The organism is Ruegeria sp. (assembly GCF_028066395.1).
Lineage (GTDB): Bacteria > Pseudomonadota > Alphaproteobacteria > Rhodobacterales > Rhodobacteraceae > Ruegeria.
Genome location: NZ_JALCBM010000041.1, coordinates 28,118 through 42,474, shown reverse-complemented (window position 1 = coordinate 42,474; position 14,357 = coordinate 28,118). Strand labels below are relative to the sequence as shown.

General features: G+C 57.4%; 25 protein-coding genes. 23 read left to right on the top strand and 2 right to left on the bottom strand.

From position 1 onward, the window contains the following. Positions 1-146 precede the first annotated feature (146 nt). From rplB to MPJ51_RS13570, 7 genes are all read left to right on the top strand, one after another. A complete protein-coding gene (gene rplB / locus MPJ51_RS13600) occupies positions 147-989 on the top strand; it encodes a 50S ribosomal protein L2 (RefSeq protein WP_298387692.1) in 843 nt (280 codons plus the stop codon). A 3-nt stretch (positions 990-992) separates the two neighbouring features. Then, positions 993-1,271 (top strand): 30S ribosomal protein S19, encoded by a 279-nt coding sequence (gene rpsS, locus MPJ51_RS13595; protein ID WP_005980699.1) that lies wholly within the window; start codon positions 993-995, stop codon positions 1,269-1,271. A gap of 3 nt (positions 1,272-1,274) precedes the next feature. Then, a complete protein-coding gene (rplV, locus tag MPJ51_RS13590) occupies positions 1,275-1,655 on the top strand; it encodes a 50S ribosomal protein L22 (RefSeq protein WP_170576051.1) in 381 nt (126 codons plus the stop codon). Beyond that, positions 1,655-2,365 (top strand): 30S ribosomal protein S3, encoded by a 711-nt coding sequence (gene rpsC, locus MPJ51_RS13585; protein ID WP_298387681.1) that lies wholly within the window; start codon positions 1,655-1,657, stop codon positions 2,363-2,365. The genes rplV and rpsC overlap by 1 nt, the downstream gene beginning before the upstream one ends. Positions 2,366-2,377: 12 nt before the next feature. Continuing rightward, positions 2,378-2,791 carry a 50S ribosomal protein L16 gene (gene rplP / locus MPJ51_RS13580; protein WP_058283513.1) on the top strand — a complete coding sequence of 138 codons (414 nt, stop codon included), beginning with the start codon at positions 2,378-2,380 and terminating at the stop codon, positions 2,789-2,791. 160 nt (positions 2,792-2,951) lie between these two features. Further along, positions 2,952-3,407 (top strand): YHS domain-containing (seleno)protein, encoded by a 456-nt coding sequence (locus MPJ51_RS13575; protein WP_298387673.1) that lies wholly within the window; start codon positions 2,952-2,954, stop codon positions 3,405-3,407. Positions 3,408-3,468: 61 nt separating this feature from the next. Next, positions 3,469-4,089, top strand: coding sequence for a 2OG-Fe(II) oxygenase family protein (locus MPJ51_RS13570; RefSeq protein ID WP_298387670.1), 621 nt, complete (start codon positions 3,469-3,471; stop codon positions 4,087-4,089). Positions 4,090-4,100: 11 nt separating this feature from the next. Here the strand turns inward: MPJ51_RS13570 and MPJ51_RS13565 are convergent, their stop codons facing one another. After that, positions 4,101-4,472, bottom strand: a complete 372-nt coding sequence (locus MPJ51_RS13565; protein ID WP_298387664.1) for a hypothetical protein — start codon at positions 4,470-4,472, stop codon at positions 4,101-4,103. 114 nt (positions 4,473-4,586) lie between these two features. Then, positions 4,587-4,844: a hypothetical protein gene (locus MPJ51_RS13560; protein WP_298387661.1), complete on the bottom strand. Its 258-nt coding sequence runs from the start codon at positions 4,842-4,844 to the stop codon at positions 4,587-4,589. A gap of 286 nt (positions 4,845-5,130) precedes the next feature. Between MPJ51_RS13560 and rpmC the strand changes: the two genes are divergently transcribed. The 16 genes from rpmC to MPJ51_RS13480 all read left to right on the top strand — a co-directional run. After that, a complete protein-coding gene (gene rpmC / locus MPJ51_RS13555; protein WP_010437082.1) occupies positions 5,131-5,337 on the top strand; it encodes a 50S ribosomal protein L29 in 207 nt (68 codons plus the stop codon). A 4-nt stretch (positions 5,338-5,341) separates the two neighbouring features. Then, positions 5,342-5,572 carry a 30S ribosomal protein S17 gene (gene rpsQ / locus MPJ51_RS13550; protein WP_171181609.1) on the top strand — a complete coding sequence of 77 codons (231 nt, stop codon included), beginning with the start codon at positions 5,342-5,344 and terminating at the stop codon, positions 5,570-5,572. Positions 5,573-5,648: 76 nt separating this feature from the next. Further along, entirely contained in the window at positions 5,649-6,017 is a 369-nt protein-coding gene (rplN, locus tag MPJ51_RS13545) for a 50S ribosomal protein L14 (RefSeq protein WP_155148681.1), read from the top strand. A gap of 2 nt (positions 6,018-6,019) precedes the next feature. Continuing rightward, positions 6,020-6,331, top strand: a complete 312-nt coding sequence (rplX, locus tag MPJ51_RS13540; protein ID WP_010437096.1) for a 50S ribosomal protein L24 — start codon at positions 6,020-6,022, stop codon at positions 6,329-6,331. Continuing rightward, positions 6,324-6,884 carry a 50S ribosomal protein L5 gene (rplE, locus tag MPJ51_RS13535; protein WP_298387647.1) on the top strand — a complete coding sequence of 187 codons (561 nt, stop codon included), beginning with the start codon at positions 6,324-6,326 and terminating at the stop codon, positions 6,882-6,884. The genes rplX and rplE overlap by 8 nt, the downstream gene beginning before the upstream one ends. Positions 6,885-6,903: 19 nt before the next feature. Beyond that, entirely contained in the window at positions 6,904-7,209 is a 306-nt protein-coding gene (gene rpsN, locus MPJ51_RS13530) for a 30S ribosomal protein S14 (RefSeq protein ID WP_068340744.1), read from the top strand. Between the two features lie 13 nt (positions 7,210-7,222). Then, entirely contained in the window at positions 7,223-7,615 is a 393-nt protein-coding gene (rpsH, locus tag MPJ51_RS13525; protein WP_010437099.1) for a 30S ribosomal protein S8, read from the top strand. Positions 7,616-7,626: 11 nt separating this feature from the next. Beyond that, entirely contained in the window at positions 7,627-8,160 is a 534-nt protein-coding gene (gene rplF, locus MPJ51_RS13520; protein ID WP_155148689.1) for a 50S ribosomal protein L6, read from the top strand. Between the two features lie 11 nt (positions 8,161-8,171). Continuing rightward, the gene (gene rplR / locus MPJ51_RS13515; protein WP_298387633.1) at positions 8,172-8,531 is read left to right on the top strand and encodes a 50S ribosomal protein L18; all 360 of its coding nucleotides are present in this window, start codon (positions 8,172-8,174) and stop codon (positions 8,529-8,531) included. 171 nt (positions 8,532-8,702) lie between these two features. Then, the gene (gene rpsE / locus MPJ51_RS13510) at positions 8,703-9,269 is read left to right on the top strand and encodes a 30S ribosomal protein S5 (RefSeq protein ID WP_170328768.1); all 567 of its coding nucleotides are present in this window, start codon (positions 8,703-8,705) and stop codon (positions 9,267-9,269) included. A gap of 12 nt (positions 9,270-9,281) precedes the next feature. Continuing rightward, positions 9,282-9,470, top strand: coding sequence for a 50S ribosomal protein L30 (gene rpmD, locus MPJ51_RS13505; RefSeq protein ID WP_039538297.1), 189 nt, complete (start codon positions 9,282-9,284; stop codon positions 9,468-9,470). A 925-nt stretch (positions 9,471-10,395) separates the two neighbouring features. Further along, positions 10,396-10,611 carry a DUF1127 domain-containing protein gene (locus MPJ51_RS13500; RefSeq protein WP_298387624.1) on the top strand — a complete coding sequence of 72 codons (216 nt, stop codon included), beginning with the start codon at positions 10,396-10,398 and terminating at the stop codon, positions 10,609-10,611. Between the two features lie 178 nt (positions 10,612-10,789). Then, positions 10,790-11,653: a hypothetical protein gene (locus tag MPJ51_RS13495; protein ID WP_298387621.1), complete on the top strand. Its 864-nt coding sequence runs from the start codon at positions 10,790-10,792 to the stop codon at positions 11,651-11,653. Positions 11,654-11,786: 133 nt separating this feature from the next. Further along, a complete protein-coding gene (gene rplO, locus MPJ51_RS13490) occupies positions 11,787-12,260 on the top strand; it encodes a 50S ribosomal protein L15 (RefSeq protein WP_298387618.1) in 474 nt (157 codons plus the stop codon). A 109-nt stretch (positions 12,261-12,369) separates the two neighbouring features. Then, a complete protein-coding gene (gene secY, locus MPJ51_RS13485) occupies positions 12,370-13,734 on the top strand; it encodes a preprotein translocase subunit SecY (RefSeq protein WP_298387614.1) in 1,365 nt (454 codons plus the stop codon). Next, on the top strand, positions 13,731-14,357 hold a 627-nt coding region (locus MPJ51_RS13480; protein WP_298387611.1), incomplete at its 3' end, for an adenylate kinase. The genes secY and MPJ51_RS13480, both read left to right, overlap by 4 nt.

The following is a 14,357-nucleotide window of genomic DNA, read 5'->3' as shown; positions in this document are numbered from 1 at the left end:
GCTCCCAATCTTGCGGCCTCGGATTCGTTCCGGGGCCTCTGATATTTGTAACCGGGGACCTTCGGGGCCCTATACCCTTGGCACCTACGGGGGCCTATCACATAGCGGGGCAGCGCCTCGCACTTGCTAAACGGAAGACAGAAAGCATGGCACTCAAGTCGTACAAGCCGACGACGCCGGGCCAGCGCGGGCTGGTGCTGATCGACCGTTCGGAGCTTTGGAAAGGACGTCCGGTCAAGTCTCTCACAGAGGGTTTGACCAAATCGGGCGGCCGGAACAACACCGGACGGATCACTTCACGCCGCCGCGGCGGTGGCGCAAAGCGTCTCTACCGGATCGTTGACTTCAAACGGAACAAATTTGATGTCGCGGCAACCGTCGAGCGGATCGAATACGACCCGAACCGGACCGCATTCATCGCACTGGTAAAATACGAAGACGGCGAGCAGGCCTATATCCTGGCTCCGCAGCGTCTGGCTGTTGGTGACAAGGTCATCGCGTCGGCAAAGGCCGACATCAAGCCGGGCAACGCAATGCCGTTCTCGGGCATGCCGATTGGTACCATCGTCCACAACATCGAGATGAAGCCTGGCAAAGGCGGTCAGATCGCACGTGCGGCCGGTACTTACGCGCAATTCGTTGGTCGCGATGGCGGCTACGCTCAGATCCGTCTGAGCTCGGGCGAGCTGCGCATGGTCCGTCAGGAATGCATGGCCACCGTTGGTGCCGTGTCCAACCCCGACAACAGCAACCAGAACCTCGGTAAAGCCGGTCGTATGCGCCACAAGGGCGTGCGTCCGTCGGTTCGCGGTGTTGCAATGAACCCGTTCGATCACCCGCATGGTGGTGGTGAGGGTCGTACCTCGGGTGGCCGTACGCCGGTTACGCCGTGGGGTAAGGACACCAAGGGTAAGCGTACCCGCAACAAGAACAAAGCGTCCCAGAAGCTGATCATCCGCTCGCGGCACGCCAAGAAGAAGGGACGTTAATCTATGTCTCGCTCTGTTTGGAAGGGTCCTTTCGTCGATGCTTACGTGCTGAAAAAAGCCGAAGCAGCGCGCGAGTCGGGCCGCAACGAAGTCATCAAAATCTGGTCGCGTCGTTCCACCATTCTGCCCCAGTTCGTGGGTCTGACCTTTGGTGTGTACAACGGCCAGAAGCATATCCCCGTCAACGTCTCGGAAGACATGATCGGTCAGAAGTTCGGTGAATACTCGCCGACCCGCACCTATTATGGCCACGCCGCAGACAAAAAAGCGAAGCGGAAGTAAGTCATGGGCAAGGAAAAGAACCCCCGCCGCGTGGCCGAAAACGAAGCAATGGCGAAAACCCGCATGCTTCGCACCAGCCCGCAGAAACTGAACCTGGTTGCAGCGATGATCCGCGGCAAGAAAGTCGAGAAGGCGCTGACCGACCTGACTTTCTCGAACAAGCGTATCGCGCAGGACGTGAAGAAATGCCTTCAGTCCGCAATCGCCAACGCCGAGAACAACCACAACCTGGACGTGGACGAGCTGATCGTCGCCGAAGCCTGGGTTGGCAAGAACCTGGTCATGAAACGCGGTCGCCCGCGGGCTCGTGGCCGTTTTGGTGCGCTGAAAAAGCCGTTCTCGGAGATCACCATCAAGGTGCGTCAAGTTGAGGAGCAAGCCTAATGGGTCATAAAGTAAATCCGATCGGCATGCGCCTGCAGGTCAACCGCACCTGGGACAGCCGCTGGTACGCCGACACCAAGGACTACGGTGATCTTCTGCTGGAAGACCTCAAGATCCGTGAGTTCATCAACAAAGAGTGCAAGCAGGCCGGTGTTGCCCGTGTGATCATCGAACGTCCGCACAAAAAGTGCCGCGTTACGATCCACACAGCACGTCCCGGTGTCATCATCGGCAAGAAAGGTGCAGACATCGAAGTTCTGCGCAAAAAGCTTGCTGCCATGACCGACAGCGAACTGCACCTGAACATCGTCGAAGTGCGCAAGCCCGAGCTTGACGCGCAGCTGGTTGCCGAGTCCATCGCTCAGCAGCTGGAGCGCCGCGTCTCGTTCCGCCGCGCGATGAAGCGCTCGGTTCAGAACGCCATGCGCATGGGCGCCCTGGGTATCCGGGTGAACGTCGCTGGCCGTCTGGGCGGCGCCGAAATCGCACGGACCGAGTGGTACCGCGAAGGCCGCGTGCCTCTGCACACCCTGCGTGCCGACATCGATTACGCACATGCCGAAGCGATGACCCCCTACGGGATCATCGGGATCAAGGTCTGGATCTTCAAAGGTGAGATCATGGAGCACGATCCGCAGGCACGTGACCGTAAAGCACAGGAACTCCAGGACGGCCCTGCACCTCGTGGTGCTGGTGGCGGTCGTCGCTAAGGAGGGAAAGATATGCTTCAACCAAAGCGTACAAAATTCCGCAAGATGCACAAAGGCCGGATCAAGGGTCTCGCCAAGGGCGGCTCTGATCTGAACTTTGGCACCTACGGCCTGAAAGCTCTTGAGCCTGAGCGTGTAACTGCACGCCAGATCGAAGCTGCACGTCGTGCCATGACGCGTCACATGAAACGTCAGGGTCGCGTCTGGATCCGCATCTTCCCCGACACTCCGGTCACGGCCAAGCCGATCGAAGTTCGTATGGGTAAAGGTAAAGGTTCGGTCGACCGCTGGGCCTGCAAGGTCAAGCCTGGCCGCGTGATGTTCGAGATCGACGGCGTCAATGACGACATCGCCCGCGAGGCCCTGCGCCTGGCTGCGATGAAGCTGCCGATCAAGACCCGCGTCGTGGTCCGCGAAGACTGGTAAGTCGATGGGGTGAAACCCCATCCTACGAAATGGACGACCCCGCCGGGAAACTGGCGGGGTTTTCTATTGGACCCATAGTGCCACGGATACGTGACTGGTCATCAGCCGCTGTGCACGGTTATGATCCGCCCGAGCTGCGCTGCCATCGGGAGGGGCATATATGCCGCGTCTGATCTTCACGTTACTTCTTGTGTCTTTCGCTCTTGTCGAGCCTCCCAAGGCGTGGGCGTCGTCGTCCGAGGTCAATCTTGGCCATTTCAACGGTCTGGCAATGAATGGCTATGACGTCATGACCTATTGGCTGGGTGGTGATCCGCAGAAAGGTGATCCAGAGATCACGGCCGAATACAACGGGGCCACCTGGGTGTTTGTGGATGAGGCGAACCGGCAGGCATTCCTGTCGGACCCGGGCAAGTTCGCGCCGCAATTCGGGGGATATTGTGCCTATGCGGCCAGCCAGAACGCGGTGGCGGATGTCGACCCGTTCGCGTGGCGGATATGGGAGGACAAGCTGTATCTGAACTACAGCCCTCAGGTGCGGCGTATCTGGGCCAGTGATATTGATGGAAACATCGAGAAAGCAAACGGCTACTGGCCTGATCTGCTGAAGCAATAGGTCGCGATTTCCGCCGGTCATTGCCCTCGCACACAGGTGCTGACTGGGTTATGACGTCCCCATGGCACAGATTGAATCGCTCTTCGTAACCCGTCTCTACCGCGCAGCCTTGTCCGATTTTGATCCCAAGATCGACCCGGAAGAGCTGGAGAACTCCTGCATTGTCATCGCCGAGGATGATGAGGCCGGGCAGGAATGGTGTGAGGAGAATGGATATCCCGGTTACACCAGCTATGCCTCGCTGACCGATCTGCCGTGGCGGTTCCCGATCTTTGCCGATCTGGTCGCGGCGCTGGATAGCCATGTGGCGGCCTTTGCCAAGGATCTGGAGTTCGATCTGGGCGAGGGCGAGTTGAAGCTGGAAGACCTGTGGATCAACATCCTGCCCGAGGGGGGTATGCACTCCAGCCACCTGCACCCGCACAGCGTGATCTCGGGCACGACCTATGTGGCGATGCCCGAAGGGGCGAGCGCATTGAAACTGGAAGACCCGCGATCAGGCCGCATGATGGCCGCGCCGACACGCATCAAGGGCGGGCGGCGGGATTTGCAGCCGTTCATCTATATGAAGCCGCAGGTGGGCGACGTCCTGCTGTGGGAAAGCTGGCTGCGCCACGAGGTGCCGATGAACATGGCCGAGGACGAGCGGATTTCGGTGAGTTTCAACTATAAGTGGGAGTGAGCCCCGATCCGCTATTTCGCAGTGACACGTGCGCGGAATCTGGGAAACCCGATACAGTTACCGTTCACCGACCCCGACCTGTAGGCCCCGTTCTTGAACTTCAAGTCGAACTTCATCACGCTTCCAGAGGCGCAACTGCCCTTTTTCGAGATAAGAGCGTCGAACTGAAGGCGATCATCGGTCGCTTTCCGCATTTTGACACCTTCAGGTGTTATGTCATGTGCAGCAAGAACCTGTGGGACGTTATCCTTCACCACGATATCCATCTGCCACGGACGGCTGGAATTGATGGTCAGTGTCCATTTTCCGTCTGGCGCAGCATGGGCAAAAGCTGTGGGGGCAAGGATGGCAAAAGCAATAGAGCAAACTTTCAGAATTTTCACGGTCAACCTCATCAATCAAAAAACTGTCTTTGATGTTAAGGCTATTTGGTCCTTTTGTGCAAACTTTTGGGCGAGGCGGACATATCGATCAGGTTTGCGATGTCAATTGCCGCCCTAGTTTTCCGGCGTGTCGTTGAGCCCGGGTTCACTTTGCTGAATTGACGAGTTGCGTCCCCGTTCATCATAGCTGTCCTCGATCCAATCTTTGGCTTGGCTCATCAAGTTCAGGAAAGCCATGGCGGCAAGGCCAAGTCCAAGTGCACCAAGGTCACCTTTGTTCGCGATGAACAGGTACCACGCATACCAAATCAGGTAGATGATGCTTGCTGCGTTCAGTACGATGAGAATGTCGAGTGTTGTTGAAGAATCCATAGCAGAGTTACTTTTGTGAAATTCGCTTTTGGGTTAAATGCGACACCTTCTATTCAGCGTAAAGTGGATGCTGTAATATCTTGTATCATTGCGCTGAGCTGTGTCTGGCCGACCATGCTTTGTTTCCCCAAACTTCCTCTTGCCACCCACCCCCCAAACCCTTATACGGCGGCATCCTGCGATCTCCCGGCCTTGTCGGGCGATTCGTATGTCTATCATTCATCCACCAGGTCAAAGGTGACCCTGTAAGGGGGCCTTCTGGTGTTTTGAGCAAAGGAAAAAGGCGATGAACGCCCAAGAACTGCGTGACAAGACCCCGGACCAGCTCCGCGAGGAACTGGCCAACCTGAAGAAAGAAAGCTTTAACCTGCGCTTTCAACAGGCAACCGGTCAGCTGGAAAACACCGCTGGTATCAAAGCGGCCCGCCGCAATGCTGCCCGCGTCAAAACCATTCTGAACGAAAAGGCCGCTGCCGCGGCATCCGAGGAGTAATCAGATGCCCAAGCGTATCCTGCAAGGCACCGTGACCAGCGACGCCAACGAACAGACCGTAACCGTATCTGTCGAGCGCCGTTTCAAGCACCCGCTGCTGCAAAAAACCGTTCGTAAGTCCAAGAAATACCGGGCTCATGACGAAAAGAACGCCTTCAAGGTCGGCGATACAGTCCGCATCATCGAATGCGCGCCGAAATCGAAGACGAAACGTTGGGAAGTTCTGGAGGCGTAAGCCCCCGGGATTTTCCCATTTGTCGAAACCCTGGGGGATTTAACAAGACCAGCCCCCACAGGTCGGGAGAAACCACATGATCCAGATGCAGACCAATCTGGATGTCGCTGACAACTCCGGCGCACGCCGAGTTCAGTGCATCAAGGTCCTGGGTGGTTCCAAGCGTAAATACGCCTCCGTCGGCGACATCATTGTCGTCTCGGTGAAGGAAGCCATCCCGCGCGGCCGCGTAAAGAAAGGTGACGTCCGCAAGGCCGTCGTCGTGCGCACCGCCAAGGAAGTCCGCCGCGCGGACGGTACCGCGATCCGTTTTGATCGCAACGCCGCCGTCATCCTGAACAACAACAACGAGCCCGTAGGTACCCGTATCTTTGGCCCGGTTGTTCGCGAACTGCGCAGCAAGAACTTCATGAAAATCATCTCGCTCGCTCCGGAGGTGCTGTAATCATGGCTGCTAAACTCCGCAAAGGCGACAAGGTCGTCGTGCTGGCCGGCAAGGACAAGGGCAAAGAGGGAACCATCACCTCGGTTGACCCCAAAGCCGGTAAAGCTGTTGTCGACGGCATCAACATCGCCATCCGCCACACCCGTCAGTCGCAAACCTCGCAAGGGGGTCGCCTGCCTCAGGCAAACCCGATCGAGCTGTCGAACCTGGCGCTGCTGGACAAGAACGGCAAAGCAACCCGCGTTGGCTTCCGCATGGAAGGCGACAAGAAGGTCCGCTTCGCCAAGACCACAGGGGACGTGATCGATGCTTGATTCCGCAAACTATACCCCGCGTCTGAAAACTCAGTACGTTGAAACCATCCGTGCCGCTCTGAAAGAAGAGTTCGGCTACAAGAACGACATGCAGCTGCCCAAGCTGGAAAAAATCGTTCTGAACATCGGGTGTGGTGCCGAGGCCGTCAAAGACTCGAAGAAAGCGAAAGCTGCTGTCGAGGATCTGACTGCGATTGCCGGTCAGCAGGCCGTTGCAACCAAGGCGAAGAAGTCGATCGCGGGTTTCCGCGTCCGTGAAGACATGCCGCTGGGTGCCAAGGTGACCCTGCGCGGTGACCGGATGTACGAATTCCTGGATCGTCTGATCACCATCGCGCTGCCGCGCGTTCGTGACTTCCGCGGTGTGAAGCCGTCTTTCGATGGTCGTGGCAACTTTGCCATGGGCATGAAAGAGCACATCGTGTTCCCGGAAATCGACTTCGACAAGGTCGACGAGGTCTGGGGCCTGGATATCGTAATTGCCACCACAGCGAAAACCGACGCTGAAGCGAAGAGCCTGTTGAAAGCATTCAACATGCCGTTCAACGCGTAAGCGCCGGGAGGATTGAGACATGGCTAAAAAAGCAATGATCGAACGCGAGAAGAAGCGCGAACGCCTGGTGGCCAAATATGCCGCAAAGCGTGCCGAGCTGAAGGAAATCGCGAATGACGAGAGCCGCCCGATGGAAGAGCGCTTCAAAGCGCGTCTGAAACTGGCGAAACTGCCGCGCAACAGCTCGGCTACCCGTCTACACAACCGCTGTCAGCTGACCGGTCGTCCCCACGCTTACTACCGTAAGCTGAAGGTCAGCCGTATCGCGCTGCGCGAGCTGGGTTCTGCTGGTCAGATCCCCGGCATGGTGAAATCGAGCTGGTAAGGGAGACATAGATATGAATGATCCTATCGGCGATATGCTCACCCGTATCCGCAACGCGCAAATGCGCGGCAAGTCCACCGTTTCCACCCCCGCATCCAAGCTGCGCGGTTGGGTTCTGGACGTGCTGGCGGACGAAGGTTACATCCGTGGCTACGAAGCGACGACCGGTGAAAACGGTCATCCGGCCATCGAAATCAGCCTGAAATACTACGAAGGCACCCCTGTTATTCGCGAACTGAAGCGGGTTTCGAAACCCGGTCGCCGCGTATACATGGGCGTCAATGACATCCCGCAGGTCCGTCAGGGTCTGGGCGTGTCGATTGTCAGCACTCCGAAAGGTGTGATGTCGGACGCAAATGCGCGCTCCAACAATGTTGGCGGCGAAGTGCTCTGCACCGTCTTCTAAGGAGGTCTGCAATGTCTCGTATTGGTAAAAAACCGGTCGAGCTGCCCAGCGGCGTTACCGCCTCTGTGTCGGGTCAGACCATCGAAGTGAAAGGTCCGAAAGGCACCCGCAGCTTCACCGCCACCGACGACGTTACGCTGTCGGTAGAAGACAACGTGGTCAAGATCGACCCCCGTGGCATGTCCAAGCGTGCCCGCCAGCAGTGGGGCATGAGCCGCACCATGGTTGCCAACCTGGTAACCGGCGTGACCCAAGGCTTCAAAAAAGAGCTGGAGATCCAGGGTGTTGGTTATCGGGCTCAGATGCAGGGCAACACCCTGAAGCTGAACCTGGGCTACAGCCACGATGTCGATTTCACTGCTCCGGAAGGTGTGACCATCACCGCGCCGAAGCAGACCGAGATCGTTGTGGAAGGTATCGACCAGCAGTTGGTGGGCGAAACCGCGGCTAAAATCCGCGAGTGGCGCCGTCCCGAGCCGTATAAAGGCAAGGGCATCCGCTATAAGGGCGAGTTCATCTTCCGCAAGGAAGGCAAGAAGAAGTAAGGACGCAAACAATGGCAAACAGCAAAAGAACCCTGTTTCTGAAGCGCCGCCTGCGCGTTCGGAACAAACTTCGCAAAGTCAACGCCGGCCGTGCACGCCTGTCGGTTCACCGCTCGAACAAGAACATCAGCGTTCAGCTGATCGACGACGTTCGTGGCGTGACCCTGGCCTCGGCCTCGACCCTGGAAAAAGATCTGGGTGTTGTTGGCAAGAACAACGTCGAAGCGGCCACCAAAGTGGGCGCGGCCATCGCCGAGCGTGCCAAGAAGGCAGGCGTCGAAGAGGCCTATTTCGATCGTGGTGGCTTCCTGTTCCACGGCAAGGTGAAGGCAGTTGCCGACGCTGCGCGTGAAGGTGGTCTGAAGATCTGATGGTGTGCCGGGCTGAAGCCCGGCCTACCTGAGACGACGCCGTAGGCCGGGCTTCAGCCCGGCTTCGGCAAACCTGAAGGCGGGCCGCCCGCCTCGATGATCGGGGAGCTTTCGGGCTCACTTCGATTGAGAAAATTGGCGCCATGCGCCACATGAGAAAAGGGATGCCAAATGGCAGAACGTGAAAACCGTCGGGGCCGTGGCCGCGACCGTGAAGAAGCACCGGAATTTGCAGATCGCCTGGTCGCAATCAACCGTGTGTCGAAAACCGTAAAAGGTGGTAAGCGCTTTGGCTTCGCCGCTCTGGTGGTTGTCGGCGATCAGAAAGGCCGCGTCGGCTTTGGCAAGGGTAAAGCGAAAGAAGTACCTGAGGCCATCCGTAAGGCGACTGAGCAAGCCAAGCGTCAGATGATCCGCGTACAACTGCGCGAAGGTCGGACCCTGCACCACGACATCGAAGGCCGTCACGGCGCCGGTAAAGTGGTTATGCGCACCGCACCTGAAGGTACTGGTATCATCGCCGGTGGTCCGATGCGTGCCGTGTTCGAGATGCTGGGCGTCAAGGACGTTGTGTCCAAGTCGCTGGGTTCGCAGAACCCGTACAACATGATCCGCGCCACCATCAACGGCCTGCAGAAAGAGCAGAGCCCGCGTTCGGTTGCCGCGCGTCGTGGTAAAAAAGTTGCCGACATCCTGCCCAAGCGGGACGAAGCACCGGCTGCTGAAGCCGAAGCGTAAGGAGAGCGATCCATGGCAAAAACCATCGTCGTCAAGCAGATCGGTTCCCCGATCCGTCGCCCCGCCGAACAGCGCGCAACCCTGATCGGCCTGGGCCTGAACAAGATGAACCGCACCCGTGAGCTGGAGGACACTCCTTCGGTCCGCGGCATGGTCAACAAGATCCCGCATCTGGTTGAGATCATCGAAGAACGCGGCTAAGCGCGAGTTCGATACAAGTACTGAAACGCCTCTGACTTCGGTCAGAGGCGTTTTTCGTCGGCCTTCTTCAAAGGATGCCAAGTTTGAGCACAATGTGCGATCGGCAAGATCAATAGCCCCCGACGTTAAGTTGTTCCTCATCAAGGCCGTTTGTCAAACTCGAAACTTTGGCGGCGAAATCGACGATTTTCGGTTCATGCTACCAATGGAAAGGTGATGTACTTGCCGGAACAATGAGCTGAACATTAAACTCAGAGCCAACTGCCTCAATTCCGGTTTGTTGGCAGTTTGAGGGCCGGCCAACTAAATCGGTTTTTATTCCGGCGTCGTAGAAAAAGTTCAAATTGGTCAGGATAGTCTGTCCCTGATACTCAACCCGTGCCATGCGCATCGCTTTCCTTTTAGCGGGAAGAAGCCTGGTATTTCTAATGCGGCCAATGCCACAGATTTCAATTTGCCCGTCTTTAACTATTGGTTTCCAGCGAAATAGGTAGGACCCAGTGACCCCGCAACGCGCTGGGGGTGAGCACCACGTCAGTGTGCCTGTTGAGAAGTCACTGGTAGTCGTAATTTGCCGCGAAACCGATTTGCTTTGAGAAGTCGAACATGCTGATAAAGAAAGCAAAGCTATGATAGTTAGTGCTGTTAGCCGCATAAAGTAAATTCCATGGTCGCTTTTGAGTTTGCCGATTGACATAATGGCAATCCCCTACACCGACTTCAATGAATCGAGTTGTTGAAGCCAGTCGGAGCAGACGAACAAACTTCAGAATGTGTGTTTTTTACCATTCACCAAACGCATACCGGCTAGACCAAAACGCGCGTTGTTAGCGTTATCCAGCACTCCTATCTCACCCTTGTCCCAAGAAGGAACACATCAAGAGACGTCGGGGAATACGCCCCGACCTGTGAAAGGAATTGAGATATGGCACACACAGCAATACTGACACATGGCGGCTTCAACCTGAGCGCCCGGTTTGCGACTTTCGTCGAACGCGTCCAGCGCGCTCGGGCGCAGGCGGCGGAATACAACAGGACGTTTTCGGAACTGCAGCGCCTGTCGGATCGTGAACTGAACGACATCGGCATCCGCCGGTGCGACATCGTGGATATCGCACGCGAGCATGCATATCGCGGGTAAGGCCGCACAAAATTGATGAGGATCAGGGGCGCCAATCGGGCGCCTCTTTTGTTTTTGGGGTCGGATCGCATCACCGCATGGGGATTTTTCACCAGCGCAATTGCCAAACTGAAACAGATACGCCACATCCTTTAACACGGTCGTTGACGGCCTGTGCAATGTGATGGGAAGGCCGGGTATGGCGCGGGAATATCAGATCGGAATGCTGTGGATCGAAGGTCCGCTGAGCTTTCTAGAACAGCTTTGCATCAAATCGTTTCTCGATGTCGGCCAACATGTTTGTCTTTATACCTATGGTACTGTGACCAACGTGCCCGAAGGCGTCGAACTGCGTGATGCGCGCACGGTTCTGTCGGATCAGGACGTCATATTGCATGGGCGCACGGGCAGCCCTGCGCTGCATTCCGATAAGTTCCGTTTTCACATGCTGGCCCAGAATCAGGATATGATCTGGGCGGATACGGATGCCTATTGCGTCAAGCCATTTACCACCGAAAACGGCCATCTGCATGGCTGGCTGGCGCCGCATGAGATCAATGGCGGGGTTCTGTGTCTGCCGCCCGACAGTCCGACCTTGTACGACATGCTCGACCACACGGCCGATCCCTATCGCATTCCACTTTGGTTGCCGCCCAAGTTCCGCAACGATCTGGTCCGGGATGCTTTGGCCGGAAATCCCAAACATGTCAGCGAGATGGTCTGGGGCGTCTGGGGACCGCGGGCGCTGACCTGGTTGCTGCAGCGGAACAAGGAATCCCGGTTCACCTCTCCACAAGAGGTCCTGTACCCGATCACCTATAAAGACCGCCGGACGATGTCGCGGCCAACCGGCAAGGCCGAGCGTTTTCTGACCGACAACACCATGTCGATCCATTTCTATGGTCGCCGTATGCGGGCCTTTATCCGCAATCGGTTCGGTGGTGTGCCACATCCCGACAGCCTGATCGGACATCTGGTGAAAAAGCATGGAATCGACCCGCATGCTGCACCGGTGCCACCGAAGGCCCCGCAGCCTGATCAGGCCGAAGACACAGAGGATTGAACGCGGGCTTGCCAACTTCGTTCAACGGGCCTATACGCCTGCGGTGGCTTTCTGCCCACGAGAATCAAAATCAAGAAATGCCGTGTTTGGCCCATCACGCTTCGGGGGTCACATCCGGCTTAGGAGAAGCGATATGAAACTGCACGAATTGCGCGACAATCCTGGCGCCGCACCGAAACGGACCCGCGTTGGCCGTGGTCCCGGCTCCGGCAAGGGTAAAATGGGTGGCCGTGGTATCAAAGGCCAGAAATCCCGTTCGGGTGTGGCCATCAATGGCTATGAAGGCGGCCAGATGCCGCTGTATCAGCGCCTGCCCAAGCGTGGCTTCAGCAAGCCGAACCGCAAGGAATTCGCCGTTATCAACCTGGGTCTGATCCAGAAATTCATCGACGCCAAGAAGCTGGACGCCAAAGCTGCGATCACCGAGGACGCTCTGGTTGCCTCGGGTCTGGTGCGTCGCAAACTGGACGGTGTCCGCGTTCTGGCCAAAGGTGAAATCACCGCCAAGGTGAACCTGGAAGTCACCGGCGCATCGAAATCCGCTGTTGAGGCAGTGGAAAAAGCGGGCGGTTCACTGAAAGTCACAAAAGCTGCTGCGGCAGAGTAAGCGCTTGTGAGCGGGCACAGACCCGCTTACATAGACTTCAGAGTTTTCCAAGACGCCGTCCGAGCCGGAAAACGGTTCCGGGCGGCGTTTGCATAAGAGAGACCGATTTATGGTATCAGCAGCAGAACAAATGGCAGCCAACACTAGCTGGGCTGCCCTTGGCAAAGCCACCGATCTGCGCAACCGCATCCTGTTCACGCTGGGTTTGCTGATCGTCTATCGTCTGGGCACCTTCATTCCGGTGCCGGGGATCGACGGGCAGGCCCTGCGCGAATTCATGGAGCAGGCGGGGCAGGGCATCGGCGGCATGGTTTCGATGTTCACCGGCGGGGCGCTGGGGCGGATGGGTATCTTTGCCCTCGGCATCATGCCCTATATTTCGGCCTCGATCATCGTGCAGCTGCTGACATCCATGGTTCCCGCGCTCGAACAACTCAAGAAAGAGGGCGAGCAGGGGCGCAAGAAGATCAACCAATATACCCGTTTCGGCACCGTGGCGCTGGCCACTGTGCAGGCTTATGGCTTGGCCGTTTCGTTGGAATCGGGTGATCTGGCGACCGATCCGGGGCTGTATTTCCGCTTCTCGACCATGATCACTCTGGTCGGCGGCACCATGTTCCTGATGTGGCTGGGTGAACAGATCACCGCGCGCGGCATCGGTAACGGTATTTCGCTGATCATCTTTGTCGGCATCATTGCCGAGGTTCCCGCTGCGCTGGCACAGTTCTTTGCCTCAGGTCGTTCGGGTGCGATCAGCCCGGCCGTGATCGTGGGCGTCATCGTGATGGTCATCGCGGTGATCACCTTCGTGGTTTTCATGGAACGCGCCCTGCGCAAGATCCATATCCAATACCCGCGCCGTCAGGCCGGTATGAAGATCTATGAGGGCGGCTCCAGCCACCTGCCGGTCAAGGTCAACCCCGCAGGCGTGATCCCGGCGATCTTTGCCAGCTCGCTGTTGCTGTTGCCGGTGACGATCTCGACCTTCTCGTCGGGGGCAACCAACGGGCCGATCATGTCGTGGCTGCTGGCCAACTTTGGCCCCGGACAGCCGTTGTACCTGTTGTTCTTTGCGTCGATGATCGTGTTCTTCGCCTATTTCTACACGTTCAACGTGGCCTTCAAACCCGATGACGTGGCGGACAATCTGAAGAAACAGAACGGCTTTGTGCCGGGTATCCGTCCGGGCAAGAAGACCTCGGAATATCTGGAATACGTGGTCAACCGCGTGCTGGTTCTGGGCTCGGGCTATCTGGCGCTGGTGTGTCTGCTGCCGGAAATCCTGCGGGGTCAGTTCGCCATTCCGTTCTATTTCGGCGGCACCTCGGTTCTGATTATCGTCTCTGTGACCATGGATACGATCCAACAGGTCCAGAGCCACCTGCTGGCGCATCAATATGAAGGGCTTATCGAAAAGTCCCAGCTGCGCGGCAAAGGCAAGAAACGTGGCAGAAAGGGAGCTGCTCGTCGATGAACATCATTCTTCTTGGCCCCCCGGGGGCCGGCAAGGGGACGCAGGCGCGCCACCTCGTCGAAACACGCGGCATGGTTCAGCTGAGCACTGGCGACATGCTGCGCGAAGCCAAGACCTCGGGCACAGAGATGGGTCAAAAGGTTGCCGCGATCATGGACGCGGGCAAGCTGGTTACCGATGAGATCGTGATCGGCCTGATCGAAGAGAAGCTGACCACCGAAAAGGGCGCTGGTTTCATCTTTGACGGTTTCCCCCGGACGCTGGCACAGGCGGATGCGCTGTCGGCGCTTCTGACCAAGCTGGGCCAGTCGCTGCACACCGTGATCGAGATGCGTGTCGATGACGAAGCTCTGGTCGAACGGATCACGGCGCGGTCCACCTGTTCGGGTTGTGGTGAAGTCTATAATGACATCACCAAGCCGATCCCGGACGATGGTGTCTGCACCAATTGCGGCCAGAAGAAAGAATTCACCCGCCGGGCGGACGACAACGAAGACAGCCTTCGCACCCGTCTGATGGAATACTACAAGAAGACCTCGCCGCTGATCGGCTATTACTATGCCAAGGGCGATCTGCGCCCGGTCAACGGTCTGGCCGAGATCAAGGAAGTGACGGCGTCGATC

Bases quoted from the DNA above. Each gene is read 5' to 3' on its own strand.
- rplB (WP_298387692.1), top strand. From the start codon at position 147: ATGGCACTCAAGTCGTACAAGCCGACGACGCCGGGCCAGCGCGGGCTG.
- rpsS (WP_005980699.1), top strand. From the start codon at position 993: ATGTCTCGCTCTGTTTGGAAGGGTCCTTTCGTCGATGCTTACGTGCTG.
- rplV (WP_170576051.1), top strand. From the start codon at position 1,275: ATGGGCAAGGAAAAGAACCCCCGCCGCGTGGCCGAAAACGAAGCAATG.
- rpsC (WP_298387681.1), top strand. From the start codon at position 1,655: ATGGGTCATAAAGTAAATCCGATCGGCATGCGCCTGCAGGTCAACCGC.
- rplP (WP_058283513.1), top strand. From the start codon at position 2,378: ATGCTTCAACCAAAGCGTACAAAATTCCGCAAGATGCACAAAGGCCGG.
- MPJ51_RS13575 (WP_298387673.1), top strand. From the start codon at position 2,952: ATGCCGCGTCTGATCTTCACGTTACTTCTTGTGTCTTTCGCTCTTGTC.
- MPJ51_RS13570 (WP_298387670.1), top strand. From the start codon at position 3,469: ATGGCACAGATTGAATCGCTCTTCGTAACCCGTCTCTACCGCGCAGCC.
- MPJ51_RS13560 (WP_298387661.1), bottom strand. From the start codon at position 4,844: ATGGATTCTTCAACAACACTCGACATTCTCATCGTACTGAACGCAGCA.
- rpmC (WP_010437082.1), top strand. From the start codon at position 5,131: ATGAACGCCCAAGAACTGCGTGACAAGACCCCGGACCAGCTCCGCGAG.
- rpsQ (WP_171181609.1), top strand. From the start codon at position 5,342: ATGCCCAAGCGTATCCTGCAAGGCACCGTGACCAGCGACGCCAACGAA.
- rplN (WP_155148681.1), top strand. From the start codon at position 5,649: ATGATCCAGATGCAGACCAATCTGGATGTCGCTGACAACTCCGGCGCA.
- rplX (WP_010437096.1), top strand. From the start codon at position 6,020: ATGGCTGCTAAACTCCGCAAAGGCGACAAGGTCGTCGTGCTGGCCGGC.
- rplE (WP_298387647.1), top strand. From the start codon at position 6,324: ATGCTTGATTCCGCAAACTATACCCCGCGTCTGAAAACTCAGTACGTT.
- rpsN (WP_068340744.1), top strand. From the start codon at position 6,904: ATGGCTAAAAAAGCAATGATCGAACGCGAGAAGAAGCGCGAACGCCTG.
- rpsH (WP_010437099.1), top strand. From the start codon at position 7,223: ATGAATGATCCTATCGGCGATATGCTCACCCGTATCCGCAACGCGCAA.
- rplF (WP_155148689.1), top strand. From the start codon at position 7,627: ATGTCTCGTATTGGTAAAAAACCGGTCGAGCTGCCCAGCGGCGTTACC.
- rplR (WP_298387633.1), top strand. From the start codon at position 8,172: ATGGCAAACAGCAAAAGAACCCTGTTTCTGAAGCGCCGCCTGCGCGTT.
- rpsE (WP_170328768.1), top strand. From the start codon at position 8,703: ATGGCAGAACGTGAAAACCGTCGGGGCCGTGGCCGCGACCGTGAAGAA.
- rpmD (WP_039538297.1), top strand. From the start codon at position 9,282: ATGGCAAAAACCATCGTCGTCAAGCAGATCGGTTCCCCGATCCGTCGC.
- MPJ51_RS13500 (WP_298387624.1), top strand. From the start codon at position 10,396: ATGGCACACACAGCAATACTGACACATGGCGGCTTCAACCTGAGCGCC.
- MPJ51_RS13495 (WP_298387621.1), top strand. From the start codon at position 10,790: ATGGCGCGGGAATATCAGATCGGAATGCTGTGGATCGAAGGTCCGCTG.
- rplO (WP_298387618.1), top strand. From the start codon at position 11,787: ATGAAACTGCACGAATTGCGCGACAATCCTGGCGCCGCACCGAAACGG.
- secY (WP_298387614.1), top strand. From the start codon at position 12,370: ATGGTATCAGCAGCAGAACAAATGGCAGCCAACACTAGCTGGGCTGCC.